This is a genomic window from Pseudomonas putida (assembly GCF_001636055.1).
Classification (GTDB): Bacteria; Pseudomonadota; Gammaproteobacteria; order Pseudomonadales; family Pseudomonadaceae; genus Aquipseudomonas; species Aquipseudomonas machongensis.
The window spans coordinates 1,312,010-1,338,994 of record NZ_CP011789.1; the positions used below are offsets into that span (position 1 = coordinate 1,312,010).

Annotated in this window: 25 protein-coding genes; 12 read left to right on the plus strand and 13 right to left on the minus strand. The window is 63.0% G+C overall.

Annotated features, from left to right (window positions below; translation table 11 throughout):
* Positions 1–102 precede the first annotated feature (102 nt).
* The 9 genes from panC to dksA all read right to left on the minus strand — a co-directional run bounded on the left by panC (position 103) and on the right by dksA (position 10,792).
* Entirely contained in the window at positions 103–966 is an 864-nt protein-coding gene (gene panC / locus AB688_RS05920; protein ID WP_063542749.1) for a pantoate--beta-alanine ligase, read from the minus strand.
* Entirely contained in the window at positions 963–1,763 is an 801-nt protein-coding gene (panB, locus tag AB688_RS05925; protein WP_063542751.1) for a 3-methyl-2-oxobutanoate hydroxymethyltransferase, read from the minus strand. The genes panC and panB overlap by 4 nt, the downstream gene beginning before the upstream one ends.
* A 250-nt stretch (positions 1,764–2,013) precedes the next feature.
* Positions 2,014–2,493, minus strand: a complete 480-nt coding sequence (gene folK, locus AB688_RS05930; RefSeq protein WP_063542753.1) for a 2-amino-4-hydroxy-6-hydroxymethyldihydropteridine diphosphokinase — start codon at positions 2,491–2,493, stop codon at positions 2,014–2,016.
* 2 nt (positions 2,494–2,495) lie between these two features.
* Positions 2,496–3,887, minus strand: a complete 1,392-nt coding sequence (locus AB688_RS05935) for a polynucleotide adenylyltransferase PcnB (RefSeq protein WP_063542755.1) — start codon at positions 3,885–3,887, stop codon at positions 2,496–2,498.
* A gap of 758 nt (positions 3,888–4,645) precedes the next feature.
* Positions 4,646–6,097 (minus strand): sigma-54-dependent transcriptional regulator, encoded by a 1,452-nt coding sequence (locus AB688_RS05940; RefSeq protein WP_063542757.1) that lies wholly within the window; start codon positions 6,095–6,097, stop codon positions 4,646–4,648.
* A 4-nt stretch (positions 6,098–6,101) separates the two neighbouring features.
* Entirely contained in the window at positions 6,102–9,077 is a 2,976-nt protein-coding gene (locus AB688_RS05945; protein WP_162714346.1) for a sensor histidine kinase, read from the minus strand.
* Complete coding sequence (locus AB688_RS26720) at positions 9,061–9,237, minus strand: hypothetical protein (RefSeq protein ID WP_003250005.1); 177 nt, start codon at positions 9,235–9,237, stop codon at positions 9,061–9,063. Before AB688_RS26720 ends, AB688_RS05945 begins: the two co-directional genes overlap by 17 nt.
* A gap of 157 nt (positions 9,238–9,394) precedes the next feature.
* Positions 9,395–10,282, minus strand: coding sequence for a tRNA glutamyl-Q(34) synthetase GluQRS (gluQRS, locus tag AB688_RS05950; RefSeq protein ID WP_063542762.1), 888 nt, complete (start codon positions 10,280–10,282; stop codon positions 9,395–9,397).
* A gap of 63 nt (positions 10,283–10,345) precedes the next feature.
* A complete protein-coding gene (gene dksA, locus AB688_RS05955) occupies positions 10,346–10,792 on the minus strand; it encodes an RNA polymerase-binding protein DksA (RefSeq protein WP_063542764.1) in 447 nt (148 codons plus the stop codon).
* Positions 10,793–11,002: 210 nt separating this feature from the next.
* On the opposite strand from dksA, the gene AB688_RS05960 reads away from it, so the two are divergent.
* Together AB688_RS05960 and sfsA are read left to right on the plus strand one after the other, a co-directional pair.
* Positions 11,003–12,175: a pyridoxal phosphate-dependent aminotransferase gene (locus AB688_RS05960; protein WP_054892594.1), complete on the plus strand. Its 1,173-nt coding sequence runs from the start codon at positions 11,003–11,005 to the stop codon at positions 12,173–12,175.
* Positions 12,175–12,888: a DNA/RNA nuclease SfsA gene (sfsA, locus tag AB688_RS05965; RefSeq protein WP_063542766.1), complete on the plus strand. Its 714-nt coding sequence runs from the start codon at positions 12,175–12,177 to the stop codon at positions 12,886–12,888. The genes AB688_RS05960 and sfsA overlap by 1 nt, the downstream gene beginning before the upstream one ends.
* Here sfsA and AB688_RS05970 read toward each other — a convergent pair.
* A complete protein-coding gene (locus AB688_RS05970; protein ID WP_063542768.1) occupies positions 12,878–13,195 on the minus strand; it encodes a Rieske (2Fe-2S) protein in 318 nt (105 codons plus the stop codon). The two genes, sfsA and AB688_RS05970, sit on opposite strands and share 11 nt — an antisense overlap.
* A 149-nt stretch (positions 13,196–13,344) precedes the next feature.
* On the opposite strand from AB688_RS05970, the gene AB688_RS05975 reads away from it, so the two are divergent.
* From AB688_RS05975 to AB688_RS05990, 4 genes are read left to right on the plus strand one after another with little or no spacing between them, the layout of a single operon-like run.
* Positions 13,345–14,229: a heme/hemin ABC transporter substrate-binding protein gene (locus tag AB688_RS05975; RefSeq protein WP_063542770.1), complete on the plus strand. Its 885-nt coding sequence runs from the start codon at positions 13,345–13,347 to the stop codon at positions 14,227–14,229.
* A 50-nt stretch (positions 14,230–14,279) separates the two neighbouring features.
* Complete coding sequence (locus tag AB688_RS05980) at positions 14,280–15,263, plus strand: FecCD family ABC transporter permease (protein WP_162714446.1); 984 nt, start codon at positions 14,280–14,282, stop codon at positions 15,261–15,263.
* Positions 15,263–16,030 (plus strand): heme ABC transporter ATP-binding protein, encoded by a 768-nt coding sequence (locus AB688_RS05985; protein WP_063542774.1) that lies wholly within the window; start codon positions 15,263–15,265, stop codon positions 16,028–16,030. Before AB688_RS05980 ends, AB688_RS05985 begins: the two co-directional genes overlap by 1 nt.
* 9 nt (positions 16,031–16,039) lie before the next feature.
* Entirely contained in the window at positions 16,040–16,939 is a 900-nt protein-coding gene (locus tag AB688_RS05990) for a ChaN family lipoprotein (RefSeq protein WP_063542776.1), read from the plus strand.
* A gap of 205 nt (positions 16,940–17,144) precedes the next feature.
* On the opposite strand, the gene AB688_RS05995 is transcribed toward AB688_RS05990, so the two are convergent.
* The 3 genes from AB688_RS05995 to AB688_RS06005 form a co-directional block, all read right to left on the minus strand.
* Entirely contained in the window at positions 17,145–17,423 is a 279-nt protein-coding gene (locus AB688_RS05995; RefSeq protein ID WP_054892587.1) for a TfoX/Sxy family protein, read from the minus strand.
* A 136-nt stretch (positions 17,424–17,559) separates the two neighbouring features.
* Positions 17,560–17,907 (minus strand): pentapeptide repeat-containing protein, encoded by a 348-nt coding sequence (locus AB688_RS06000; RefSeq protein WP_063542778.1) that lies wholly within the window; start codon positions 17,905–17,907, stop codon positions 17,560–17,562.
* Positions 17,908–18,005: 98 nt separating this feature from the next.
* A complete protein-coding gene (locus AB688_RS06005; protein WP_063542780.1) occupies positions 18,006–19,568 on the minus strand; it encodes an AAA family ATPase in 1,563 nt (520 codons plus the stop codon).
* A gap of 114 nt (positions 19,569–19,682) precedes the next feature.
* Here AB688_RS06005 and mrcB point away from each other — a divergent pair, with 114 nt between their 5' ends.
* From mrcB to ilvC, 6 genes are all read left to right on the plus strand, one after another.
* Positions 19,683–22,004: a penicillin-binding protein 1B gene (gene mrcB / locus AB688_RS06010; RefSeq protein ID WP_063542782.1), complete on the plus strand. Its 2,322-nt coding sequence runs from the start codon at positions 19,683–19,685 to the stop codon at positions 22,002–22,004.
* A gap of 26 nt (positions 22,005–22,030) precedes the next feature.
* Complete coding sequence (locus AB688_RS06015; RefSeq protein WP_063542784.1) at positions 22,031–22,810, plus strand: tetratricopeptide repeat protein; 780 nt, start codon at positions 22,031–22,033, stop codon at positions 22,808–22,810.
* On the plus strand, positions 22,807–23,133 hold the full coding sequence (locus AB688_RS06020) for a YqcC family protein (protein ID WP_054892582.1): 327 nt from the start codon (positions 22,807–22,809) through the stop codon (positions 23,131–23,133). Before AB688_RS06015 ends, AB688_RS06020 begins: the two co-directional genes overlap by 4 nt.
* Positions 23,134–23,547: 414 nt before the next feature.
* Positions 23,548–25,272, plus strand: coding sequence for an acetolactate synthase 3 large subunit (locus AB688_RS06025; protein WP_063546633.1), 1,725 nt, complete (start codon positions 23,548–23,550; stop codon positions 25,270–25,272).
* A gap of 1 nt (position 25,273) precedes the next feature.
* Positions 25,274–25,765 carry an acetolactate synthase small subunit gene (gene ilvN / locus AB688_RS06030; RefSeq protein ID WP_003250040.1) on the plus strand — a complete coding sequence of 164 codons (492 nt, stop codon included), beginning with the start codon at positions 25,274–25,276 and terminating at the stop codon, positions 25,763–25,765.
* Positions 25,766–25,819: 54 nt separating this feature from the next.
* A complete protein-coding gene (gene ilvC / locus AB688_RS06035) occupies positions 25,820–26,836 on the plus strand; it encodes a ketol-acid reductoisomerase (protein ID WP_054892581.1) in 1,017 nt (338 codons plus the stop codon).
* The last annotated feature ends 149 nt before the right edge of the window (positions 26,837–26,985 follow it).

Consider the following 26,985-nt stretch of genomic DNA (forward strand, 5'->3'; position numbering starts at 1 on the left):
TGGTCAGGGGCAGGAGGAGGATGAAATTTTTGCGGGGTTTCGGGACAGGGTAGGGCAGTTGCGGCCTCCTCGCACGTAGTGCTGCGAAGAGGCCGGTCTGGATTACGCCGAAGGCTCGTCCAGATGCAGGTAGAGGTTGTCGATCAACCGCGTGCTCCCCTGATACGCCGCCCCCAGAATCACCAGATCGCGATCGCCCGGCTGCGCAGGCTTCAGGGTCAGTGCATGACGCACTTCCAGGTAGTCCGGGCGGAACCCGGCCGCCACCAGTTTGGCCTGGCCCTCGTCGAGCAATGCCGCGAAGTCGCGTCGCCCGCGACGAATACCTTCGGCCAGTTGGCCCAGCGCCTGGTACAGCGCAGGTGCCGCAGCGCGTTGCTCAGCGTTGAGATAACCGTTGCGCGAAGACAGCGCCAATCCGTCTTCAGCCCGCACGGTCGGCTCACCGATGATCTGGATTGGCATGTTCAAGTCACGCACCATGGCGCGGATGACCGCCAACTGCTGGTAGTCTTTCTCGCCAAACACGGCCAGATCCGGCTGGACCATGTTGAACAGCTTGCTGACCACCGTCGCCACACCCTCGAAGTGCCCGGGGCGGCTGGCGCCGCACAGGCCTTCGGACAGTTGTGGCACGCTCACCCGCGTCTGCACGGTCATGCCGTCGGGGTACATTTCTTCGACCGTGGGCGCGAACAGCAGATGGCAACCGGCCTGCAACAGGGTTTCCTGGTCGGCGGCGAGGGTGCGTGGGTATTTGTCGAGGTCTTCGCCTGCGCCGAACTGCAGCGGGTTGACGAAGATGCTGGCTACCACGAAGTCGGCGCGCTGGGCGGCCTTGGTCACCAGCGCGGCATGGCCGCTGTGCAGGTTGCCCATGGTCGGGACGAAGGCGATACGCTTGCCTTCGCCGCGGGCGCGCGCTACGGCGGCGCGCAGTTCGCGGACAGTCTTGACGGTATTCATGCGCTGAACCCGTGCTCAGGTGCTGGGAAACTCACGTCCTTGACTTGCTTGACGTAGGCCGCCAGGGCGCTCTGGATATCGGGCTGGCCAGCCATGAAGTTCTTCACGAATTTCGGCACGCGACCGCTGAGCGACAGGCCCAGCATGTCGTGCAGCACCAGTACCTGACCGTCGGTACCACTGCCGGCACCGATACCGATTACTGGAATGCTCACCGCCTGGGAAATCTCCGTGGCCAGCTCGCTGGGCACGCATTCGAGCAGCAGCATGGCGGCGCCAGCCTGCTCGAGGGCGATGGCATCGGCGCGCATCTGTTGCGCCTGGCCTTCCTGGCGCCCCTGGACCTTGTAACCACCGAGCACGTTGACGGTCTGCGGGGTCAGGCCCATGTGCGCGCACACCGGCACGCCGCGGTCGGCCAGCAGACGGATGGTTTCGGCCAGCCAGGCGGCACCTTCGACCTTGATCATGTGCGCACCGGCGCGCATCAGCTTGGCGCAGTTGGCGAACGACTGCTCGAGCGTGGCATGGGCCATGAAGGGCAGGTCGGCCAGGATCAGCGCACCGTCGTTGCCGCGTTTGACGCAGGCGGTGTGGTAGGCCATGTCGTCGGTGGTGACGGGCAGGGTGCTGTCATGGCCCTGCAGGACCATGCCGAGCGAATCGCCAACCAGCAGCACCTCGACGCCGGCCTGGCTGGCGGCCTTGGCGAAGGTAGCGTCGTAGCAGGTCAGCATGGTGATTTTCTCACCCTTGGCCTTCAGGCCATGCAGGGTGGTCAGGGTTACTTCAGGCATGTAGCGAAATCCTCGTTCAGGCGCTGTGAAAAACGACTGCGTACAACGCGTGTATTCATCTTCCGGAGCGGCACATCATCGTGCGTGATGTTCGGTCACAGGGCTGTCCGGGCCTAAATGGGTGTGATGCGGCATACGGGCGCCGCGGGACGCCTATAGTCGTGAGCGATGGGGGGGAAGTCAATCACCCTGTTACCGCATTGTTACGATCAGGGTGTTACTGGCGTTACCGATGGCTGAAACGCCCGGATTACAAGCGTTCCAGCCCGACGAACGGGCAGTCCTGGAGCAGTTGCGCGAGGCTGCGGCCGTCTGCCAGATGGAAGTCGTCAGGGACCAGTTCGGCCAGTGGATAAAGGACGAAGGGGCGGGCATGCAGGTGGTAATGCGGCACTTTCAGGCGTGGCACATCGATGAGCTGATCGCCGAACAGCAGTACATCCAGGTCGAGTGTGCGCGGGCCCCAGCGCTCCTTGCGCACCCGACCCTGGTCGTTCTCGATACCCTGCAGGGCATCGAGCAACGCCAACGGTGCCAGGTCGGTGTCGAGGGCAGCGACCGCATTGGTGTAGCGCGGCTGGCCGGGCAGCAGGGAGTCACTGGTGTACAACGCCGAAGTGGCCACCAGGCGCGTCCCGGCGATCTGATCCAGCGCCTGGAGGGCGCTGCGCAGTTGCTCGGCGGGGGCGTCGAGATTGCTGCCCAGGCCAATATAGGCGCGTACCGGCATATTCAGTCGAAGGCCTCGTCGCCACCGCCGCTCTTGCGCTTGCTGTTGCTGCGCTTGCGTTTGCGCGGGGCTGGCCCCGAGCCTTCGTCACGGCTACCCAGCTCGCGGATCATGTCGCGGCGTTCGCTGTCGTGGGCGTCCTGGTAGTCGGTCCACCATTGGCCCAGATCATCGGTTTCCTCGCCGGCACTTTCGCGCAGCAGCAGGAAGTCGTAGCCGGCGCGGAAGCGCGGGTTGTCCAGCAGCATGTCGGCACGTTTGCCGCTGCGCCGCGGCAGGCGTTCCTGCATGTCCCAGATTTCGCGGATCGGCAGGGTGAAGCGCTTGGGAATAGCAATGCGCTGGCACTGTTCGGCGATCAGGTCGTGGGCGGCTTCGTTCATCGCCGGAATCGACGGTACGCCCTGGCTCTGCAGGTACAGTGCGCGTGCCGGCAGGGCAGGCCACAGCAGTGCGGCGAACAGGAAGGCCGGGGTCACCGGTTTGCCCTGCTTGACGCGCAGGTCGGTGTTGGCCAGTGCCTGGCTGATCAGGGTGTGTGTGTAGGTCGGGCGTTCATCCAGGGCATGGGCGCTGGCCGGGAACAGGGGCTCGAACAGGTCCAGGTCGACCAGCATCTCGAAGGCGATTGCCCCCTGGCCGGACAGGAACAGCTTGAGCACTTCCTCGAACAGGCGCGCCGGCGGGATTTCGCGCAGCAGCTTGGCCAGTTCGCGGATTGGCTGGACGGTGTGCTTCTCGATGCCGAAGTCGAGCTTGGCGGCGAAACGCACCGCGCGCAGCATGCGCACCGGGTCTTCCTGGTAGCGGTGGGTCGGGTTGCCGATCAGGCGCAGCAGGCGGTTGCGAATGTCGTGGACGCCATTGGCATAGTCCAGGATGCGCTCGCTGACCGGATCGTAGTACAGGGCGTTGATGGTGAAGTCGCGACGCTGGGCGTCGTCTTCGAGGGTGCCGTAGACGTTGTCGCGCAGGATTCGCCCGTTGGCGTTGTGCGACGAACGGTGGCTGTCACCCTGGTCATCTTCGCTGTGATGGGCGCGGAAGGTGGCGACTTCGATGATTTCGCGGCCGAAATGGATGTGGACCAACTTGAAGCGCCGGCCAATGATCCTGGCATTGCGAAATTCGGCACGCACCTGTTCGGGCGTGGCGCTGGTGGCGACGTCAAAATCCTTGGGGGTGATGCCCAGCAGGAGGTCGCGCACGCAGCCGCCGACCAGGTAGGCCTGGTAGCCGGCGCCCTGCAGGCGCTCGACGATGCTCACGGCGTGGCGGCTGAACTGGCTGCGCTGCAGCGAGTGCTGGCTCTTGTTGATCACTTCAGGCGTGGTGCGCCTGTGGTGCTGACCACTGATGGGAGGACGGAACGACTGGAACAGCTTCTTCAGCATGGGATGCACTGTTTGAAGGAATGTTCGGCCAAGACTAGGAGAATGGCCGCATGATGGCGGGGGATTCTAGCATTTACTGGCGGAATGGTGTAGGCGGTGCCGAAAGGCGATTAAGGCGGGGAGAAACGACATGGGGAGCCTAAGCTCCCCATCAAGTCGTTGCGTGCTCTTATTGTTTTTTTATCGGGCTTCTTGTTTTTGTTGAGTGCCCAGTCCACACAGCTTGAAGCGTGTGGACGACCCCAAATCAAGGGGTGAAGAGCAAACGGATTGCTTTGGTCGCTGATGCTATGCTGATCAATCGATCCAACCAGTTCAGGCGCTGCTTTAGTGCAGTTTTTGTTGTTCTCTGCCTGGTTGTGGGGCAAGCCCCAAACACAACTCCTCTCCAAAAGAATCAGTTAGCTGCGCCTCCGCCGTCTTGTTCTTGTTATGCGTGAGCCGTTTCGTCTTGTTCTTATTCTGAGTAGCAGTGCTTGTTATTGTTCTTGTACGAAAGATATAGCAGGTGGCGTGCCAACTTTTTCAAATCCAATGAAATCAAGGGTTTGCGGATTTTCGGTCAGCCCGAAAGGCGGGGGAATGTAGAAATTTCGTTACCGTATGCCTCGGTTTGTTACGTCGCGGGCGGCTGAGGTAACAGATTTTTCATGGTAACCGGGTGTTACCGGCTGACGAGGGGGCAGGTGTCATCGGGGGGGCTGGCCCCTGAACGCAAAGCGCCGACCCAGGGTCGGCGCTGTAGAGCTGTGGACGTATCAGTTCTCGCTGGCGACGTTGCTCTTGCGCCGCGGAATCCCCAGGCGCTGGCGACGCTCCCACAGGCACTTGCGGCTCACACCCAGCTTGCGGGCCAGCTCCGTCTCGGTCATGTGGTCCTGGTGTTCGAGGACGAAGTGCTGGAAGTAATCCTCCAGCGACAGGTCTTCCGTCGGCTCGTGGCTGGCGTTGTTACCACCGACACCTGCGACCACCGGCAGGCTGTCGAGCAGGTCGTCGTCTTCAAGGCCGCTCAGTTCGATGTCGATGCCCAGCAGGTCGGCGGATATTTCCGGGCTTTCGCTGAGAATGACCGCGCGCTCGACGGCATTCTCCAGCTCACGGACGTTACCCGGCCAGCTGTAATGGCGGATGGCTTGCTCGGCATCGCTGGAGAAATGCAGGTCGTCACGGCCGATGCGTGCGCTCTGTCGGGCGAGGAAGGCGTTGGCAATCTCGTTGACGTCGCTACCGCGCTCGCGCAAGGCGGGCAGTTTCAGGGCGATGACGTGCAGACGGTAATAAAGGTCTTCGCGGAACTGGCCGGACTTGGCCAGGTTCTTCAGGTCACGATGGGTCGCGGCGATCAGGCGCACATCGACCTTTTGCGACTGTACCGAGCCGACCCGGCGGATCTCGCCTTCCTGCAGCACACGCAGCAGTCGAGCCTGGGCCTCCAACGGCAATTCACCGATCTCGTCCAGGAACAGGGTCCCGCCGTCCGCTGCCTCGACCAGGCCGGCACGGCCAGCGCTGGCGCCGGTGAAGGCGCCTTTCTCATGGCCGAACAGCTCGGATTCGATCAGCGTTTCCGGGATGGCCGCGCAGTTCACCGAGATCATCGGTGCCTTGGCGCGTCGCGAGAGGTTGTGCAAGGCACGGGCGACCAGCTCCTTGCCGGTACCGGACTCGCCCTGGATCAGGACATTGGAGTCGGTAGGGGCGACCTTGCGGATCTTGCTGTACAGGTCCTGCATAGGGGGGCAGGAGCCAATGATGCCGATCTCGCCGTTGGCCGAGACGCCGGTCTGCTTTTCAGCCCCTGGTGCTTTGCCGTTGCTGCGCACGTCTGCCGTGGCCGCAGTGGCGACCGGGGCATTCTGCCGGTCGCGCAGGATGCGCGCGACAGCCTGGAGCATCTCGTCATGGTCGAAAGGCTTGGCGATGTAGTCCACCGCACCCATTTTCATCGAGTCGACCGCCGAGCGCAGGCTGGCGTAGCTGGTCATGATCAGCACCGGCGTGCCCTGGCCGAGCTTGATCAGCTCGGTGCCCGGTGCCCCGGGCAGGCGCAGGTCACTGACGATCAGGTCGAAGGTGGCAATGCTGAAGCGTTCCTGGGCTTCCTGCACCGAGCCGGCTTCGCTGACCTGGTACTGGTTTCGCTCGAGCAGACGACGCAGGGCCGAACGGATGATGGTTTCGTCTTCGACGATCAGAATGTGCGGCATTGATTCAATTCTCTCGACGGTCTCGAATTTCAGGGGACGTCGCTACGACATGCCGGGGCAGGGTCACGCGGATCCGTGTGCCACGTTGCCGATCGAGATCGGCCGGGCTGTCGATGGTGATTTGCCCATAATGCTCTTCCACGATGGAATAGACCAGAGCGAGCCCCAGTCCGGTTCCCTCGCCAGGGTCCTTGGTGGTGAAGAAGGGCTCGAACAGGCGATCCATGATGTTCTTCGGAATACCGCTGCCCTCGTCTTCGACGATAAGGTCGACGGTATGCTCGCTCGCTTCGCTGCGCACACGCACGGCGCTGCCGGGTGGCGAGGCGTCGCGGGCGTTGGACAGCAGGTTGATCAGCACCTGGGCCAGGCGTTGCGGGTCACCTTCGGCCCAGTGGTCCGGGTCGCAAAGATTGAAGAACTGTACTTCGAAATTGCGCCGATTCAACGCCAGCAGACCGATGGCATCCTGCGCGACCTCGGCCAGCGACACGGGCTCTTCGGTATTCTGGTGGCTGCCACCGGCGTGGGCGAAGCTCATCAGCGACTGTACGATGCGCGAGACACGCTTGGTCTGTTCGAGGATCTGGCTTGACAGTTCGATGATCTCGCCGTCGCCTTCGCGTTCCTCGCGCAGGTTCTGCGCCAGGCAAGCGATGCCGGTGATCGGGTTGCCGATCTCGTGAGCCACGCCCGCAGCCAGGCGGCCGATACTGGCCAGGCGCTCGGAGTGCACCAGCTTCTCTTCCAGGGCCTGGGTCTCGGTGAGGTCTTCGACAAGCAGCACCAGGCCGCTGTTACCCGGGGCCAGCGGCTCGTCGATGGCCGCCTTGTGCAGGTTGAGCCAGCGTGGCTGGCCATCGAGGGCCAGGCGTTGCTTGTGCAGGTGCTCGTCGGGAAGGTCGATGAAGCCTTGCAGCAACCCGCGCCAAGGTTCGGCGATGGTCACCAGGCGCGAACCGACCACGTGCTTGGCGGCGATGCCGGTCAGCTCCTCCATGGCCCGGTTCCACATCAGGATTTCCTGGTCCTTGGCCAGCGAGCAGACACCCATGGGCAATTCCTGCAGCGTCTGCCGGTGGTAGCGACGCAGCGCATCGAGCTCGGCGGCAAGGCCGGTCAGGCGCGAGTGGTAGTCCTCGAGACGGCTTTCGATGAAGTGAATGTCTTCGGTGACGTAGTTCTCGTTACCGGACTTGTAGGGCAGGAAAGTCTCGACCATGTCCTGGGCTACGCTGGGGCCCATCAGCCCCGAGAGGTTGGCCTCGATGCGGTCACGCAGGCGACGCAGGGCGTAGGGGCGGCGTTCGTCGAAGGGCAGGTAGAGGTCACGCAGGGCCTGCTCGACTTCTTTTTGCGCGGCCTTGGCGCCCAGTGGCTTGGCCAGTTGGGTAGCGAACTCCTGGGGTGAGGCCGCATGCAGTTCGCGACGTTGCGGGCGGCGCACATTGTCCACTGCGCAGGCCTCGGCGGCGCTGACCTCCTCGCTGCTGGCGTTGGTGAACAGCGAGATCAGGGTGAACAGCAGCACGTTGGCCGCCAGCGAGGCGATGGCCGCCATGTGCCAGCTGGTGTCGTCCAGCACGTAGATCATGTTCAGCAGCGGGATGTAGAAGCCCTGCACATTGCCCAGCAGCGGCAGCAGCATGGTGACCATCCACACCAGTGTGCCGGCCAGCAGGCCGGCGATGAAGCCGCGTCGATTGGCGGTTGGCCAGTACAGTACCGAAAGTACGCCCGGCAGGAACTGCAGCGTGGCGACGAAGGCGACGATGCCCAGGTTGGCCAGGCTCTGGTGGGTATTCTGGGTCAGGTAGAAGACGAAGCCTGCGGTGATGATCGCGACGATCAGCGCGCGGCGCGTCCATTTCAGCCAGCGATAGATGTTGCCCTCGGCAGGGGGCTGGTAGAGCGGCAGCACCAGGTGGTTGAGGGCCATGCCCGAGAGTGCCAGGGTGGTGACGATGATCAGGCCGCTGGCTGCTGACAGACCGCCGACGTAGGCGAGCAAGGCCAGTGCCTCGTTGTTGGCGGCGATGCCCAGGCCCAGGGTGAAGTATTCCGGGTTGGTGCTCGCACCCAGGCGCAGGCCAGCCCATAGCACCAGCGGCACCGCCAGGCTCATCAGCAGCAGGAACAGCGGCAGGCCCCAACTGGCGCTGACCAGCGAGCGCGGGCTGAGGTTCTCGGTGAAAGCCATGTGGTACATGTGCGGCATGACGATCGCCGAGGCGAAGAACACCAGCAGCAGCGTGCGCCATGGTCCCTCCTGCAACGGCGTGTGCAGCGCGGCCAGTGCCGTCTGGTTCTGCAGCAGCCAGACTTCCAGCTCGTGCGGCCCACCGAACACCCCATACAAGGCGTACAGGCCGATGCCGCCCAGGGCCAGCAGCTTGATCACCGACTCGAAGGCGATGGCGAACACAAGGCCTTCGTGCTTCTCGCGGGTGGCGATATGGCGTGAGCCGAAGAAAATGGTGAAGAGAATGATCAGCACGCAGAAGGCGAATGCCACGCGCGCCTTGACCGGCTCGCCGGTCAGGATGCTGATGGAATCGGCCACCGCCTGGATCTGCAGGGCCAGCAACGGCAATACGCCGATCAGCATGATCACCGTGGTCAGGGCACCGGCCCAGGTGCTGCGGAACCGGAACGCCAGCAGGTCGGCCAGTGAGGAGAGCTGGTAGGTGCGGGTGATCTTGAGAATCGGGTAGAGCAGCACCGGTGCCAGCAGGAAGGCCCCGGACACGCCCAGGTAACAGGCGAGGAAGCCGTAGCCGTACTGGTAGGCCAGGCCTACTGAACCATAGAACGCCCAGGCACTGGCATAGACGCCCAGCGACAGGGTGTAGGTCAGGGGGTGGCGGATGACCGAGCGCGGGATCAACCCGCGTTCGCTGACCCAGGCCACGCCGAACAGCACCAGCAGGTAGGCGGCGCTGATCAGGATCATCTGGGTAAGGCTAAAGCTCATCGGCATCTCGTTGGCTCTGCAGGATGAAGGTGACGACGATCAGGATCAGCCAGAGCAGATACGGGCGGTACCAGGCTCCGGTCGGTTCGATCCACCAGTCCATGATGGCCGGGGAGAACAGATAGATCCCCACGACCAGAAGCAGGACCAAGCGATAGATATACATGCGGGCCTCGATGGCAGGGCGCTGCGGATTTGAGCTTCTTATTATTGGCGCAAATGGCCGGGGCGATGCTAGCGGGATTCTGGGGTGTTCGCCAAGAGTTTGAATTTCTTGGGGTTTTGAATCGTGCAGAGTTTGCCTCGCGAGAGGGCCGGCCGCGTCAGCGCAGATCTGCTTCCGGCACCGTGAACCGCCGCGCAATCGCCTCAGGTTTCCACTGCCTGCGCGCTACCGCCAGGACCTCTGCCGCACTGGCGCCTTCCAGCGCCGGGTCACTCGCCTGCCCCAGTGCCCGTAACGCTCGCAGCAGCAACGGTGTGGCCTGGTCCGCCTGCAGCGGTGGTGAACGGTACGATTTGCCCAGCTTGTGCCCATCAGGCTGCACGATCAGCGGAATGTGCAGGTAGCGCGGTTGCGAGAACCCCAGTAGTTCCTGCAGGTACAGCTGGCGCGGGGTGTTGTCGAGCAGATCGGCGCCGCGCACGATGTCGGTCACGCCTTGCCAGGCATCGTCCAGCACCACTGCCAGTTGATAGGCATACAGCCCGTCGCGGCGCTGGATGACGAAATCCCCCACCTCGCGTCCAAGGTGCTGCTGGTATTCCCCCTGTACGCGGTCGTTGAAGCGGTAGAGCAGTTCGGGCACCCGAATACGGATGGCGGCATTTTCGCGGGCATGGCCAGCGTTGCGGCAGAAACCGGGATAGATGCCGCCATACCCTTCCAACTGCTTGCGCGAACAGGTGCAGGCGTAGGCCAGGCCCATGCTGAACAGGCGATTGACCACTGTGGCGTAGGCCTCATGACGCTGGCTCTGGAACACCACTTCGCCATCCCACTCCAGGCCGTAGCGTTCGAGGGTCTGCAGGATGGCGTCACGGGCACCGGGCATTTCCCGGGGCGGATCGGTGTCCTCCATGCGCAGCAGCCAGCGCCCATCGACGGCGCGGGCATCGAGCCAGGAGGCGAGGGCGGCGACCAGCGAGCCGAAATGCAGGAAGCCACTGGGGGTGGGGGCGAATCGCCCGATATAGCGGGAGTCGTTCATGGATGTGCTGGGCATATAAATGAAACGGGGCGCTCGATGCGCCCCGTTCGAAGGGAAGAAGGATCAGCCTTTGCCGACCGTCTTTTCCTTTTTCTCGGCAATTTCCTTGCAGTCGAAGCACAGGTCTGCGGTGGGACGGGCTTCCAGTCGGCGCAGGCCGATCTCGATGCCACAGGAGTCGCACCAGCCGTATTCTTCGTCCACGATCTTCTGCAAGGTCTTGTCGATCTTCTTGATCAGCTTGCGTTCACGGTCGCGGTTACGCAGCTCCAGAGCGAACTCTTCTTCCTGGCTCGCGCGGTCCGCAGGGTCCGGGAAGTTGGCGGCTTCGTCCTTCATATGGCTCACGGTCTGATCGACACTGGTCATCAGCTCGAGCTTCCATGCGCCCAGTAGCTTGGTGAAGTGATTGCGCATGGGTTCGCCCATGTACTCTTCACCCTTGGTTTCCTTATAGGGCTCGACACCGTACATGGTCTGATTGGTTTTCTGCTTTTCTACGGTGGACATGAATAGACCGCCTCTCACTCATCTGATCCAATGCGCAGGATGCTCCATCTCCGGCGACCGCCGGCCCTGCGACTGCGAGCCGCCGAACTTACCAGATAGATCGGGGGTGCGCTACCCCGCCCGATCCGAAGTATTGACAGCAGCCCGCGTCGCCCGTTCGGTGTTTCTCGACAGTAGAATCACCAGTTTAGACTCAATTGAGAGAAGGTCATGGCCCACTCCTACAGTGCGCGCAGCCGCGCCATCGAACCCTTCCATGTCATGGCGCTGCTGGCGCGTGCCAACGAGCTGCAGGCGGCTGGCCATGATGTGATCCACCTGGAGATCGGCGAGCCGGACTTCACCACGGCCGCGCCGATCGTCGAAGCCGGGCAGGCCGCGCTCGCGGCAGGGCACACCCGCTACACTGCCGCCCGTGGCCTGCCTGCGTTGCGCGAGGCGATCGCAGGTTTCTACGGCCAGCGTTATGGCCTGGCGGTGGATCCCGAGCGCATCCTCGTGACGCCTGGAGGTTCCGGCGCTCTGCTGCTGGCCAGCAGCCTGCTGGTGGATCCGGGCAAGCACTGGCTGCTGGCCGACCCAGGCTACCCGTGCAACCGCCATTTCCTGCGCCTGGTCGAAGGTGGCGCGCAACTGGTACCGGTGGGGCCGGAGGTGAATTACCAGCTCACCGCCGACCTGGTCGAGCGGCACTGGGACAAGGATACCGTGGGTGCGCTGGTGGCTTCGCCCGCCAACCCGACCGGCACCGTGCTCGACCGTGAGGCCCTGGCCAGCTTGTCCCGGGCCACCCGTGAGCATCATGGGCACCTGGTGGTGGACGAGATCTACCATGGCCTGACCTACGGCATGGACGCGCCGAGCGTGCTGGAGGTGGATGACGACGCCTTCGTCCTGAATAGTTTTTCCAAGTATTTCGGCATGACCGGCTGGCGTCTCGGCTGGCTGGTGGCGCCGCCTTCGGCCGTGGCTGACCTGGAAAAGCTGGCGCAGAACCTCTACATCAGCGCGCCGAGCATGGCCCAGCATGCTGCGCTGGCGTGCTTCGAGCCTGGCACCCTGGCCATTTTCGAAGAACGCCGCGCCGAGTTCGCCCGGCGCCGCGACTACCTGCTGCCCGCCTTGCGCGAGCTCGGTTTCGGCATCGCCGTGGAGCCGCAGGGCGCCTTCTATCTATATGCCGACATCAGTGCTTTCGGCGGCGATGCCTTCGCCTTCTGCCGCCATTTCCTGGAAACCGAGCACCTGGCCTTCACGCCTGGGCTGGACTTCGGCCGTCACCAGGCCGGGCATCACGTACGCTTTGCCTACACCCAGAGCCTGGCGCGCCTGGAAGAAGCGGTGCAGCGCATCGCCCGTGGCCTGCGGAGCTGGCAACCCTGATGCTGTTTTTTCCCGAGCTCGAACAGGCGCGTCTGCTGCGCCGCTACAAGCGCTTCCTGGCCGACATCGAGCTGGCCAATGGCGAACAGATGACCATCCACTGCCCGAATACCGGCTCCATGCTCAACTGCATGCGCGACGGCGGGCAGGTCTGGTTCAGTCGTTCCAACGATCCCAAGCGCAAGCTGCCGGGCACCTGGGAGATCAGCGAAACGCCCCAGGGGCGCATGGCCTGCGTCAATACCGGCAGGGCCAATGCCTTGGTCGAGGAAGCCCTGCGCGCGGGCGTGATCACCGAGTTGGCCGGGTTCACCGCGCTCAAGCGTGAGGTGGCCTATGGCGAGGAGCGCAGTCGCGTGGATTTTCGCCTGGAGTTCGCCGATGGCCCGGCTTATGTCGAGGTCAAGAGTGTGACCCTGGGCTATCCCGATACGGCGGTAGCGGCCTTTCCTGATGCGGTGACCCAGCGCGGCGCCAAGCACCTGCGCGAGCTCGCCGCACTGGCCCGCCAGGGTGTTCGCGCCGTGCAGTTGTACTGCGTCAACCTCACCGGCATCGAGGCGGTACGCCCGGCCGAAGAGATCGACCCCGGCTATGCCCAGGCACTGCGCGATGCGGTGGCCGATGGCGTCGAGGTGCTGGCCTATGGTGCACGCCTTGACGCCGAGCAGATCGTCATCGATCGCTGCCTGCCGGTATTGCTCAATCCTTGAGCCAGATGCCCTGGCTGTCTTCGTGGCAGTCCAGGGCCTGCAACGACTCGCCCTCGCAGGGGCCCGACACGCATTCGCCGGACTCGATCAGGAACAGCGCGCCATGGTGGGCGCAATGAATCAGGCTGGCGCTGTCATCGAGAAAACTGTCCGGTGCCCAGTTCAGGGTGATGCCGCGGTGCGGGCAGTAGTTGCGGTACAGGTACACCCGGCCCTGGCGGCGCACGCCGAACAGCGTTTCACCGGCTACGCTGAAGGCGCGGCTGTGGCCTTCTGCGAGGGCTTGGGAGGAGCAGAGGAAATGCATTGCAGACAAGACTCTTGAAACCAATGGTGGCTTGACGCTTCAATGCGAATAATTATCAAATTGCCCGCATCCACTGCGCCAGCCCGTCCATGGTGCGCAGTTCCGTCAGGTGCCACAAGGTGTCTGGCCGCCTTCTGCAAAGGAACCCGATGATGCGTCGTCCTGTTGCCCTGATCGCCTTGTGCGCCGGTCTTGTCCTTTCTTCCCCGTTGCTGGCCGCCGACTTGCCGCAGCGCTGGGTCAGCGCCGGGGGCGCGCTGAGCGAATGGATCAGCGCCCTGGGCGGCGAGGCGCGTCTGGTCGGCGTCGACACAACCAGCCAGCATCCGCAGTCGCTCAAGGCCCTGCCGAGCATCGGCTACCAGCGCCAACTGTCGGCCGAGGGTATCCTCAGCCTGCGTCCGGATGTGCTGGTCGGCACCGAGGAGATGGGGCCGCCACCAGTGCTGGCGCAGGTGCGCGGGGCCGGTGTGCGTGTCGAGTTGTTCTCCAGCGAGGCCGACTTGGCGGCAGTGGACAAGAATCTTCAGCACCTGGGCGAGCTGCTCGGCGCGCAGCATAAAGCCAGTGAGCTGAGCAACCGCTACCACCAGCAGCTCGATGCGCTTCAGGCGAAGATCAAGCGGGCCCAGGCCGGTCAGAAGGCTCCAGGCGTGTTGCTGCTGGTCGGACATGCCGGGGCCAAGCCGTTGATCGCGGGGCAGGGCACTTCAGGCGACTGGCTGTTGCGCCAGGCTGGTGCGCGCAACCTGGCGGATCACCAGGGTTACAAGAACTTCTCCGTCGAAGCGCTGGCAGCGCTGGATCCGGACGTCGTGGTGTTTTCCGATCGGGCACTGGACGGCGAGCAGGCGCTCAAGGCCCTGCTCAAGGAAAACCCGGCGTTGGCCGCTTCGCGTGCGGTGCGCGACAAGCGCCTGGTGTCACTCGATCCGACGCTGCTGGTGGGTGGCCTCGGTCCGCGGCTGCCGGCCACCTTGCATGAGCTGGCTGGCGCCTTCTATCCCGCAGCCAAGGCCAGCCTCAGCCAATGAAGCAGCGGGTCCAGCCGCGTACGCTGTTCATCGGTCTGACATTCCTGTGCCTGCTGGCGGTGTGGCTGTCGCTGGCGCTGGGGCCGGTCAGCCTGCCGCTGGGCGATATCCTGCGCGCCGGATTGCGGCTGCTGGGGATGCCCGTCGAGCGGGCGGGTCTCGAGCAAGCTGAGCTGATTCTCGGGCAGATCCGCTTGCCGCGCACGCTCCTGGGGCTGGCCGTCGGTGCGGTGCTTGCGCTGTCCGGGGTCGCCATGCAGGGGCTATTTCGCAACCCGTTGGCGGATCCTGGCCTGGTCGGGGTTGCCAGCGGCGCGGCGCTCGGCGCCGCCGTGGCCATTGTCGGCGGTGCCTGGCTGGGTGGCATACCGGAGTGGTTCGCACCCTACCTGCTGTCGCTCTGTGCCTTCATCGGCGGGCTTGGTGTTACGGCATTGGTCTACCGCCTGGGGCGCCGCAATGGTCAGACCGATGTGGCTACCATGCTGCTGGCCGGTATCGCCATGACCGCCCTCGGCGGCTCGGCGGTCGGGTTGTTCACCTACCTGGCCGACGACGCCACCTTGCGCACTCTGACGTTCTGGAACCTGGGCAGCCTCAACGGCGCCAGCTATCAGCGCCTGTGGCCACTGCTGCTGGTGGCTCTGGGGGTAACCTTGTGGCTGCCGCGTCGGGCGCAGGCGTTGAACGCGTTGTTGCTAGGTGAGTCCGAAGCGCGTCACCTGGGCATCGATGTAGAAGGGCTCAAGCGCGAACTGGTGTTCTGCACTGCCCTGGGTGTTGGCGCGGCAGTGGCGGCAGCGGGTCTGATCGGCTTCATTGGTCTGGTGGTTCCGCACCTGGTGCGTCTGGTTGCGGGGCCTGATCATCGCGTGCTGTTGCCCGCGTCGTTGCTGGCGGGCGGTACGCTGCTGCTGTTCGCTGATCTGGTGGCACGCTTGGCGTTGGCGCCCGCGGAGCTGCCGATCGGGATCGTGACGGCCTTCATTGGTGCTCCGTTCTTCCTGTTCCTGCTGGTCAGGAGGGGGCGCTGATGCTCGAAGTCAAAGGCTTGTCGCTCAAGCGCGGCAGCACCGAGGTGCTGCACGGTATCGACCTGCATCTCAGACCTGGGCAGGTCCTGGGTGTGCTCGGCCCCAACGGGGCGGGCAAGAGCAGCTTGCTGGGGGCATTGTGTGGCGAGCTGGCGCCGAGCCAGGGGCAAGTCCTGCTGCAAGGGCGGGCGTTGGCACACTGGCCGGGGCAGGAGCGCGCGCGACGTCTGGCGGTGTTGCCGCAGGTGTCCAGCCTGGGCTTTGCCTTCAGTGTCGAAGAAGTGGTGGGCCTGGGCCGGTTGCCCCACGGTAGTGGCCAGCAGCGCGACCGGGAGATCGTCGAGGCGGCACTGAAGGCGGCCGATGCCTGGCACCTGGTCGAACGCAGTTACCTCGCGTTGTCCGGCGGCGAGCGTCAGCGTGTTCATCTGGCCCGGGTGCTGGCGCAGTTGTGGCCAGGGGAGAAGGGGGCGACGCTGCTGCTGGATGAGCCGACCTCGGCCCTCGATCCGTTGCACCAGCACACCACGTTGCAGGCGGTGCGCAGTTTTGCCGACCGCGGTGCGGCAGTGCTGGTGATCCTGCACGACCTGAACCTTGCCGCGCGCTACTGTGACGCTATTCTGCTGCTGGAACAGGGGCGCAGCCACGCGCTCGATACACCGGCCCGGGTGCTGACTCCGCAGGCGCTCAAGGCGGTCTTCGGTATCGATGTGCTCGTGCAGCCCCATCCGGAGCGTGGCCACCCGCTGATCATCACCCGCTAGGAGCCCTCGATGCGCTATGCCTTGCTGTTCGGCCTGTCGATGAGCGTGTTCTTGACGATTTCGGGTTGCCAGGTACATCGACCTGCATTGCCAGAGTTGCCAGCCTGGCAGAGTAGCCAAGGGCTGGAAGAGCCAGCGCTCGGTCAGATACAGGCATTGCCCAGTGGGCGTGTCCTGGCGCCCGATGAGCTGGTTCAGGCATTGAGCGATGTGCCGCGAATACTGGTCGGGGAAAAACACGACAACCCCGATCACCATGCGCTGCAGCGATGGCTGCTGCAGGCTTTGCAGACCGCCAGGCCGCAAGGCAGCGTGGTGCTGGAGATGCTCCAGCCTGCCCAGCAGCCGCTGATCGACAAGGTGCAGCGTCAGGCGCAGCTTCCGAGCGATTTGCCCGCAGCACTGGACTGGCAGCAGGGTTGGGATTGGCAGATGTACGCGCCGATCGTGCGCGAGGCCCTGAAAGGCCCTGGGGTTTTGTTGGCTGGCGACCTGAGCCCCGAGGCAATGCGTGAGGCGTATCGCCGACAGCCCGTGCTGAGCGGCGTGCGTTCGAATGCCCCGCAGGTGAAGGCTGCCTTGCTGGAGCAAGTGCGCGAAGGCCATTGCGGATTGCTGCCGGAAAGCCAGTTGCCGGCCATGCTGGTCATCCAGCAGCAAAGGGACCGACACATGGCCGAGCGTCTGCTCGCGGCACCGCAGCCTGCACTCTTGCTGGCCGGCGCCTACCACGCGCGCAAGGACTTGGGTGTGCCGTTGCATTTGATCGATCTGCAGGCGCAAGGCGATACCCGTGTGCTGTTGCTGGCCGAAGTCGGGCAGAAGGTCGAGGCAGGGATGGCGGACTACGTGTGGTACACCGCGGCACTGCCTGAACAGGATTACTGTGCTCAGTTGCGCGGCGGGTAGTCATCACGCGCCGCTCAGGATATTTGCCTGCAAACCTGCGGGCAAAAAAAGACCCGGCAAATTGCCGGGTCAATAACCGTGATTAGCCTGATGAGGAGATAATCTGAGAGTCCGAACCAGGGGCTTTCAGTTTATCCAACCAGTCTCGCGACCAGTTGTGATAATCATAACGATTCTCATTTAGAGGTCAATACCCTTTCTTCGATTATTCTGCTTTTTTTTGCGGCGGGGTCTTGGCGTCCAGTTGTTGGTTCAGTGCCTGCTTGCGTTCGGCGGGCAGATCGTTCCAATGCATATCCAGCAGTGCGCCTTCAATGGCGTACAACAACACTTTCGAGGCACGGAAGCCCCGTGTTTTCACGGCCTGGTAAGCGCCGACCGCGCCCAGGCGGCGCAAATCCGAAGCGCTGTGGATACCGGCGGCATGCAACCATTGCGCAGAGGTCTTGCCTAGATTCTTCAGATGCTGCAACTCATCGTTCATCGAGCCTCCTTGCGATGGCCGAACGGGTCTGTGGATAAATCGCGAGCAGGTCAGAGAGGAGTGTAGCGGGGCTGGGCGAATACGCGGCCTTTTGCCATGTGAGGGCGACGGGATGCTGTGTCCAGAAATGTCAGGCTTAGCCCTTCGGACGATAACGCATGCGCGTACCGAACTTCAGGGACATGAGGATTTCATCGGCGCTCAGGTCGCCCGGGAAGTAGGTCCCGGAGATCTGCGCGTGGGAGATGCTGGCACCTTCCATGCCTGTTTCGCGCAGATCCAGCCCGCGCAGGTCGGCTGCATGGAAGTAGGCGTCGGTGAAATCGATACCGCTTACGTCGAGGTTGCGCAGGTCAAGGCCTCGGAAATCACCACCGCGAAAATCGATGGGGCCGTCGTCAGGCTTCTCGCGGTTGAAGGTGGCGATCTGTTCCTCGCGCACCAGAGTGTACAGGGCGTTGTCCAGTTGCCGGGGCTGGTTCATGACGGCGCCTCCTCAGGGTTGTGATGATATTGTAATGCCATCACTGAGGTGGCGCCGAAGATCAGGCGCGAACTGTGGACTGCTTCACGCCTTGCAGGTCAGAGACCAGGCAGGCGCTGGCGGATCTGCTCGATGAGTTGGTCCATGCTGGCACTTTCATGAGTGTCGACCCGCTTGCCGTGCACGGCCTCTTCTTCGTCCAATGGGTCGCGGCTGGCTTGCTGGGCCTTGACCACCTCCAGGGTGGCGTCGGACGGATCGACATTTTCTGTCTGACGCTGCTCAAGCCAGCTGATGATGACCGCTTCGGGCGCCTGGCAGTCGAGGATCAGGAAGGGGACGCCGGTGCTGTTGGCCACTTCAGCTGCCGCCTTGCGCTGCTCGCGCTTGAGGTAGGTGGCATCGAGCACGACCGGGAAGCCGGCGCGCAGGATGGTCGCGGCCAACTCATTCAACCGCTGGTAGGTGGCGATGCTGGCATCCTGGTCATAGATGCCTGCTTGCAGTTGGCCGGAGTTCTGCGCCTGCTGCTCGCCGTACAGACGCTTGCGCTCGACATCCGAACGTACGCGGATCGCCCCCAGCGACTCGACCAGGCGCATCGCCACATGGCTCTTGCCGACGGCGGATACGCCATGGGTGATGGCCAGCAGGCGCGAAGGGATGGCGCTGTAGCTCTCTGCCAGGTTGGCGTAGTTGCGATAGGTGCGCAGGGTCGTGGCGCGCTGCACGCCATCGGCATCGGGCGACAGGCTGAACAGGGCGACCTTGGCGCGTACCAGGGCACGGTAGGCCTTGTAGAAATTCAGCAGTTCCAGGCCTTCGTAGTCGCCGGTCAGTTCCAGGTACTGGCTGACGAAGCGCCGGGCCAGGCATTTCAGGCCGCGGTCTTCCAGGTCCATGGCCAGGAAAGCGGTGTCGGCGTACACATCGGTCAGGCGGAACGGCTCGTTGAATTCGATGCAGTCGAAGATCACCACCTTGCCGTCGATCAGGGTGGCGTTACCCAGGTGGATGTCGCCGTGGCACTCGCGGATGAAACCATTGGCCTTGCGCGCCTCGAGCAGGCCATGCAGGCGTTCGAAGCTGCTGCGGGCCCAGGCTTGCAGGGCGTCGAGTTGCTGCAGGTCGGCCTTGTCGGTAAGGAACGGGCGGATCTGCTCGAAGTTCTGCTCGACCGGCGCCATTACCGCTTCCGGCGTGCCCAGCGGGTGATCGACCGGCACTTTCGGCGCTTGCAGGTGGAATTCGGCGATCTGCCGGGCCATCTGGTCAATGTGGCCGGCGTTCAGCTCGCCGTTGGCTTGCAGGGTGCTGAGCATCTGACCCTGGGGGAACTGGCGCATCTTCAGGGCGAACTCGATCGGCTCACCTTCGCCGCCGAGCTGCGGTGCTTCGGCGCTGCCGGTGATCGGCAGCACTTCCAGGTACAGGCCTTCGGTCAGGCGCTGGTTCAGGCGCAATTCTTCGTTACAGAAATGCTGGCGCTGGTCCAGGCCGGTGAAATCGAGGAAGCCGAAGTTCATCGGCTTCTTGATCTTGTAGGCGTATTCGCCAGTGAGTAGAACCCAGGAGATGTGCGTCTCGATGAGCTGGAAGCCTTCTACGGCGTGGGGGTAGAGGGCGGGGTTCTGCAGCGCGCTGATCAGGGCTTGGCTCACGGAGATCCTTCCGGGGTCAGGGAATTCGAAGGCGACATTATGGTCAATGGAGCCGCCCCTGCCTACCGCTGGAGGGCGTCCCCTGCCTTTGCAAAGTGCGTATAATCCGCCGCCATGACTCGTACCCGAAATTCCCGAACCCCCAAGAAACGTCCGCCCAGCCGCTCCCGCGCCTGGCTGGGCTGGGCTCTCAAGCTCAGCCTGGTCGGCCTGGTGGTGATCGCCGGCTTTGCGGTCTACCTCGATGCCGTCGTCCAGGAGAAGTTCTCCGGCAAGCGCTGGACCATCCCGGCCAAGGTGTATGCCCGGCCGCTGGAGCTGTTCGTCGGCCAGAAGCTGAGCAAGGACGACTTCCTCACCGAACTCGATGCCCTGGGTTACCGCCGCGAGGCAACGGCCAATGGCCCCGGCGAGGCCTCGGTCAACGGCGGCAACGTCGATCTCAATACCCGAGGCTTCCAGTTCTACGAGGGCATGGAGCCTGCGCAGTTCGTGCGTGTACGTTTCTCCGGCGACTATGTCGCGGGGCTGGCAGGGGCCAACGGTGGCAAGCTCGACGTGGTGCGCCTGGAACCGTTGATGATCGGTGGTATCTACCCGAAGAATCTCGAAGACCGCATCCTGATCAATATCGACCAGGTGCCGCCATACCTGCTCGAGACCTTGATCGCCACCGAAGACCGCGATTTCTACAGCCACTTCGGTGTTTCGCCCAAGTCGATCGCGCGGGCGGTGTGGGTCAATACGTCGTCCGGGGCCATGCGCCAGGGCGGCAGTACGCTCACGCAGCAGTTGGTGAAGAACTTCTTCCTGACCAACGAACGCAGCCTCAGCCGCAAGTTGACCGAAGCGATGATGGCCGTGCTGCTGGAAATGCACTACGACAAGCGCGAGATTCTCGAGGCCTATCTGAACGAAGTGTTTGTCGGTCAGGACGGCCAGCGCGCGGTGCACGGTTTCGGCCTGGCCAGCCAGTTCTTCTTCAGCCAGCCGCTGTCGGAGCTCAAGCTGCACCAGATTGCCCTGCTGGTAGGTATGGTCAAGGGGCCGTCCTACTACAACCCGCGCCGCTACCCTGAGCGCGCTCTGCAACGGCGTAACCTGGTGCTCGACCTGCTCGCCGAGCAGGGCGTGGCCAGCCAGGAAGTGGTCGATGCGGCGAAGAAGATGCCGCTGGGCGTGACCAAGCGCGGCAGCCTGGCCGATAGTTCTTTCCCGGCTTTCCTCGACCTGGTCAAGCGTCAGCTACGCCAGGACTATCGCGACGAAGACCTGACCGAAGAAGGCTTGCGTATCTTCACCAGTTTCGACCCGATCCTGCAGATGAAGGCCGAAACCGCGATGAGTGAAACCTTCAAGCGCCTGGCCGGCCGCAAGGGCGCCGACGAGGTCGAGTCGGCGATGGTGGTGACCAACCCGGAAACCGGCGAAGTGCAGGCGCTGATCGGCAGCCGTCAGTCGGGCTTCGCCGGCTTCAACCGCGCCATCGACGCGGTCAGGCCGATCGGTTCGCTGGTCAAGCCAGCGGTCTATCTGACTGCGCTGGAGCAGCCGAGCAAGTACACCCTGACCAGCTGGGTGCAGGACGAACCGTTTTCGGTCAAGGGCGCCGATGGCCAGGTATGGCGCCCGCAGAACTACGACCGACGCTCCCACGGCACTATCTACCTGTATCAGGGGCTGGCCAACTCCTACAACCTGTCAACTGCCAAGCTGGGCCTTGAGGTGGGCGTGCCCAACGTCATCAAGACCATCGGCCGACTGGGTGTCAAGGTCGACTGGCCGGCGTTCCCGTCGATGCTGCTGGGCGCTGGCGGCATGTCGCCGATGCAGGTCGCGACCATGTACCAGACCATCGCCAACGGCGGCTTCAATACACCGATGCGCGGGATTCGCAGCGTGCTGACCGCCGAAGGCGAGCCGCTCAAGCGCTACCCGTTTCAGATCCAGCAGACCTTCGATCCGGGTGCGATCTACCTGGTGCAGAACGCCATGCAGCGGGTGATGCGCGAGGGTACCGGCCGCTCGGTGTACAACGTGCTGCCGAACAATCTGACGCTGGCGGGCAAGACCGGTACCAGCAACGACTCGCGCGACAGTTGGTTCTCGGGCTTCAGCCAAGACCTGCTGGCAGTGGTCTGGCTTGGCCGCGACGACAATGGCAAGACCCCGTTCACCGGCGCCACCGGCGCGTTGCAGGTCTGGACCAGCTTCATGCGCAAGGCCGACCCGCTGCCGCTGGACATGCCGCAGCCGGATAACGTGGTGAAGGCCTGGATCGATCCGCACAGCGCCCAGGGCTCCGACGGTAGCTGTCCGGGAGCGGTGCAGATGCCGTATATTCGTGGGAGCGAACCACCTGCCGGTACGACTTGCGGTGGCGAACAGAATCCTGCCGAGTCGGTCATGGACTGGGTCAAGGGCTGGATGAATTGAGCGGCCTGTATTGAAGAGGGTGTGAAGTGAACAAGTGGTGGTTTCCTGCCTTGACGGCGCTGGCCGTGCTGCACGGCTGCGCCAGCGTCCCGCGTGGCGCCATTCCGGTGGTCGATTCGAGTACGCGGGTCTCGAACAGCGAGCGTGTCTCGGCCAACCGTGGCGCGCCGGTCTCCTCCGGCAGCAATGGTACGTCCCAGGCCCAGTCCCTGCCTGAGGATTCCGGGGTCACGGTGATGATCCCGCAGGGCGCGGGCGCATCGCCGATCCAGACCTTCCCGGCCCAGACCGGCTCTGCACCGCTGAGCACCGGCCCGATCACCCCGGGACCGGTCAGTGGCGGGCCGATCACCACCAACCCTAATCCGGCAGGTGACGAACCTTTCGACATCGCGTCGATGAACAGCGCCCCGGCCGCTGCCACTCGTGCGCCTACCGGTATTCCGCGCAGCAATGGGGGCGGGTTGTCCGCCGATGAGCAGCTGGACGGTCCAGTACTGGCATTGCTGACAACCGCCCAACAGCAGCAGGGCAGCGGAGACCTCAACGGTGCTTCGTCCAGCCTGGAGCGTGCCCAGCGCATCGCACCGCGTGAGCCGCAGGTGCTGTTCCGCCTGGCTCAGGTGCGTCTGTCGCAAGGTGACGCTGCACAATCCGAGCAACTCGCTCGCCGGGCACTGACGTATGCCAACGGTCGTCCTGATCTGCAGGCCGAGCTGTGGAACATCATCGCCCAGGCTCGCGAGAAGCAGGGTGACAGTGCCGGCGCCGCCCTGGCACGGCAGAAGGCGCGGACCGCTTCGTGATGGAACAGCGCATTCTCGATATAGCCGACCACCTGCTGCTGATCGAGCGCGAGCTTCAGGTCCGTGGCTGGTGGGACGAGGTGTCTCCTGGCGAAAGCGCCCTGGCCAGCACCGTACCGTTCGCAGTCGATACGCTGGCGTTCGAGCAGTGGCTGCAGTGGATTTTCCTGCCGCGGATGAAGCTTATTCTTGAGCATGGCCATCCTCTGCCCAGTGCATCTGGGATCCTGATCATGGCCGAGACGGTCTTCACCGACCGTCCGGAAGAAAGCCGCGAACTTCGCCGCCTGCTGGCAGCATTCGATCGATTGATCGCCGCTTGAGCCTGATTTCTTCTCTTTTTCCTTCAAGGGCCGCAGATTGTGGCCCTTTTTTATGGAAATCTTTACTTTCCTGCTGCTGGTGTCCTTTTTCGTGGTGGTGGGAATTCATCTCAGGGAAAAATTGGCAATAATTTTTCTTGACTTGAGGGCGGCGAATCAGAAGAATCCAGTTTCCGCTGTAGGGGGACTGCCAGAAGCAGACCCGCTAGGCAGATCATGAGGCGCACACCCGCGCCGACTCGCTACACCCCGCAACGCGTTACCTCGCGCTGGGTGGGAAAACCCCGCAACACTCTGGGGCGATCCCAATACTTGCTCAGTCAGTGCTGACGTTCGCTCATGCTCTGCTTGGCAGTAAACCTATTAAGACCCGCCCGGATGGGGCGGTATTCTGGCGTTTTAGAGGTGAACAACGTGGAGCTTTTATCTGGCGCTGAGATGGTCGTCCGCTTCTTGCGTGACGAAGGCGTTAAGCACATCTACGGGTACCCTGGCGGTGCTCTCCTTCATGTTTACGATGCCCTGTTCAAGGAACCGGAAGTCCAGCACATCCTGGTGCGTCATGAGCAGGCTGCCACTCACATGGCAGACGGTTACGCCCGTGCCACCGGCAAGGCTGGCGTGGTCCTGGTGACCTCCGGTCCCGGTGCGACCAACGCTATTACCGGTATCGCCACCGCCTACATGGATTCCATCCCGATGGTCATCCTGTCTGGCCAGGTGCCCAGCACCATGGTCGGCACCGATGCCTTCCAGGAAACCGACATGATCGGGATCTCCCGGCCGATCGTGAAGCACAGCTTCATGATCAAGAACCCCACCGAGATTCCGGAAGTTCTGAAAAAAGCGTTCTACCTGGCGCAATCCGGTCGCCCAGGTCCGGTCGTGGTCGACATTCCAAAAGACATGACCAACCCGGCCGAGAAGTTCGAATACGTCTACCCGAAAAAGGTCAAGCTGCGCTCCTACAGCCCTGCGGTCCGTGGCCACTCCGGCCAAATCCGCAAGGCCGCCGAGATGCTCCTGGCCGCCAAGCGTCCGATCGTCTATTCCGGCGGCGGCGTGATTCTCGGTGGCGGCTCCGAAGCCCTGACCGAAATCGCCAAGTCCCTGAACCTGCCGGTCACCAACACCCTGATGGGGCTGGGTGGCTTCCCGGGTACCGATCGCCAGTTCCTCGGCATGCTGGGCATGCATGGCAGCTACACCGCCAACCTGGCGATGCACAATGCCGACGTGATCCTCGCCGTGGGTGCGCGCTTCGATGACCGTGTGGTCAACGGCCCGGCCAAGTTCTGCCCGAACGCCAAGATCATCCACATCGACATCGACCCTGCGTCGATCTCGAAGATGATCAAGGCCGACGTGCCGATCGTGGGGCCGGTCGAGAGCGTGCTCAGCGAGATGCTGGCCATCCTCAAGGAAATCGGCGAGAAGCCTGAAAAGGCGGCCCTCGATGCCTGGTGGAAGCAGATTGATGAGTGGCGCGGTGATCGCGGCCTGTTCCCTTACGACAAGGGCGACGGCAGTGTCATCAAGCCTCAGCAGGTCATCGAGACGCTGTGCGAAGTGACCCATGGCGATGCCTTCGTCACCTCCGACGTAGGTCAGCACCAGATGTTCGCGGCGCAGTACTACCGCTTCAACAAACCCAACCGCTGGATCAACTCCGGTGGCCTGGGCACCATGGGCTTCGGTTTCCCGGCAGCCATGGGCGTCAAGCTCAACTTCCCGGACCAGGACGTGGCCTGTGTCACTGGCGAAGGCAGCATCCAGATGAACATCCAGGAGCTGTCCACCTGCATGCAGTACGGCCTGCCGGTGAAGATCGTCAACCTGAACAACGGGGTGCTGGGCATGGTTCGCCAATGGCAGGACATGTCCTACAACGGTCGTCACTCGCATTCCTACGTCGAGTCGCTGCCTGACTTCATCAAGCTGGCCGAGGCCTATGGCCATGTGGGTATCCGCATCACCAGCCTCAAAGACCTCAAGCCGAAACTGGAAGAGGCCTTTGCGATGAAGGACCGCCTGGTGTTCATCGACATCGCGGTCGACCGGACCGAGCACGTCTACCCGATGCAGATCAAGGACGGCTCGATGCGTGACATGTGGCTGAGCAAGACGGAGCGTACCTGATATGCGGCACATCATTTCCCTGCTGCTGGAAAACGAACCTGGTGCCTTGTCGCGCGTGGTCGGTCTGTTCTCCCAGCGCAACTACAACATCGAAAGCCTGACGGTTGCACCGACCGAGGACCCGACCCTGTCGCGTCTCACCCTCACCACCGTGGGTCATGACGAAGTGATCGAGCAGATCACCAAGAACCTGAACAAGCTGGTAGAGGTGGTCAAGCTGGTCGACCTGTCGGAGAGCGCTCATATCGAGCGCGAACTGATGCTGGTAAAGGTCAAGGCTACTGGCGCCCAGCGCGCCGAAATCAAGCGCACCACGGATATTTTCCGTGGGCAGATCGTCGATGTCACCGCCAGTGTGTATACCGTGCAACTGAGCGGCACCAGCGATAAGCTGGACAGCTTCATCCAGGCGATCGGCACCGCTTCGATTCTCGAAACCGTGCGCAGCGGCGTCACCGGCATTGCCCGTGGCGACAAAGTACTCAGCATCTAACTTCACCAATTAGCGATGGTCCTGCGGGGCCGAGATATAACCAGGGGTATTTCCATGAAAGTGTTCTACGACAAAGACTGCGACCTCTCCATCATCCAGGGCAAGAAAGTCGCCATCATCGGTTACGGCTCCCAGGGTCACGCCCAGGCGTGCAACCTGAAAGACTCCGGTGTAGACGTTACCGTCGGTCTGCGTAAAGGTTCGGCTACCGTTGCCAAGGCAGAAGCCCACGGCCTGAAAGTCGCTGACGTCGCCACCGCCGTCGCTGCTGCCGACCTGGTCATGATCCTGACCCCGGACGAATTCCAGGGCACCCTGTACAAGAACGAGATCGAACCGAACATCAAGAAAGGCGCGACCCTGGCCTTCTCCCACGGCTTCTCGATCCACTACAACCAAGTCGTTCCACGTGGCGACCTCGACGTGATCATGATCGCGCCGAAGGCTCCGGGCCACACCGTGCGCTCCGAGTTCGTCAAGGGCGGCGGTATTCCTGACCTGATCGCGGTCTACCAGGACGCTTCGGGCAACGCCAAGAACGTCGCACTGTCGTACGCCGCTGGCGTCGGTGGTGGCCGTACCGGCATCATCGAAACCACCTTCAAGGACGAGACCGAAACCGACCTGTTCGGTGAGCAGGCCGTTCTGTGCGGCGGTACCGTCGAGCTGGTCAAGGCCGGTTTCGAAACCCTGGTCGAAGCAGGCTACGCGCCTGAAATGGCCTACTTCGAGTGCCTGCACGAGCTGAAGCTGATCGTTGACCTCATGTACGAAGGCGGCATCGCCAACATGAACTACTCGATCTCCAACAACGCCGAGTACGGTGAGTACGTCACCGGTCCTGAGGTCATCAACGAAGAATCCCGCAAGGCCATGCGCAACGCTCTGAAGCGCATCCAGGACGGCGAATACGCGAAGATGTTCATCAGCGAAGGTGCGACCAACTACCCTTCGATGACCGCCAAGCGTCGTAACAACGCCGCCCACGGCATCGAAATCATCGGCGAGCAACTGCGCTCGATGATGCCTTGGATCTCGGCCAACAAGATCGTCGACAAGACCAAGAACTGAGTCTTGCCTCGATAGATTAAAAACGCGGCTTCGGCCGCGTTTTTTCGTTTAGGCAGCCAGCTTCTGGTATAAAGCGACCAGAGGCCTGCCGTTAGAACCTGTTTCGCCGGCCTCTGTCGAACTTATTCCACCCAGTTGCAAGGTGCATT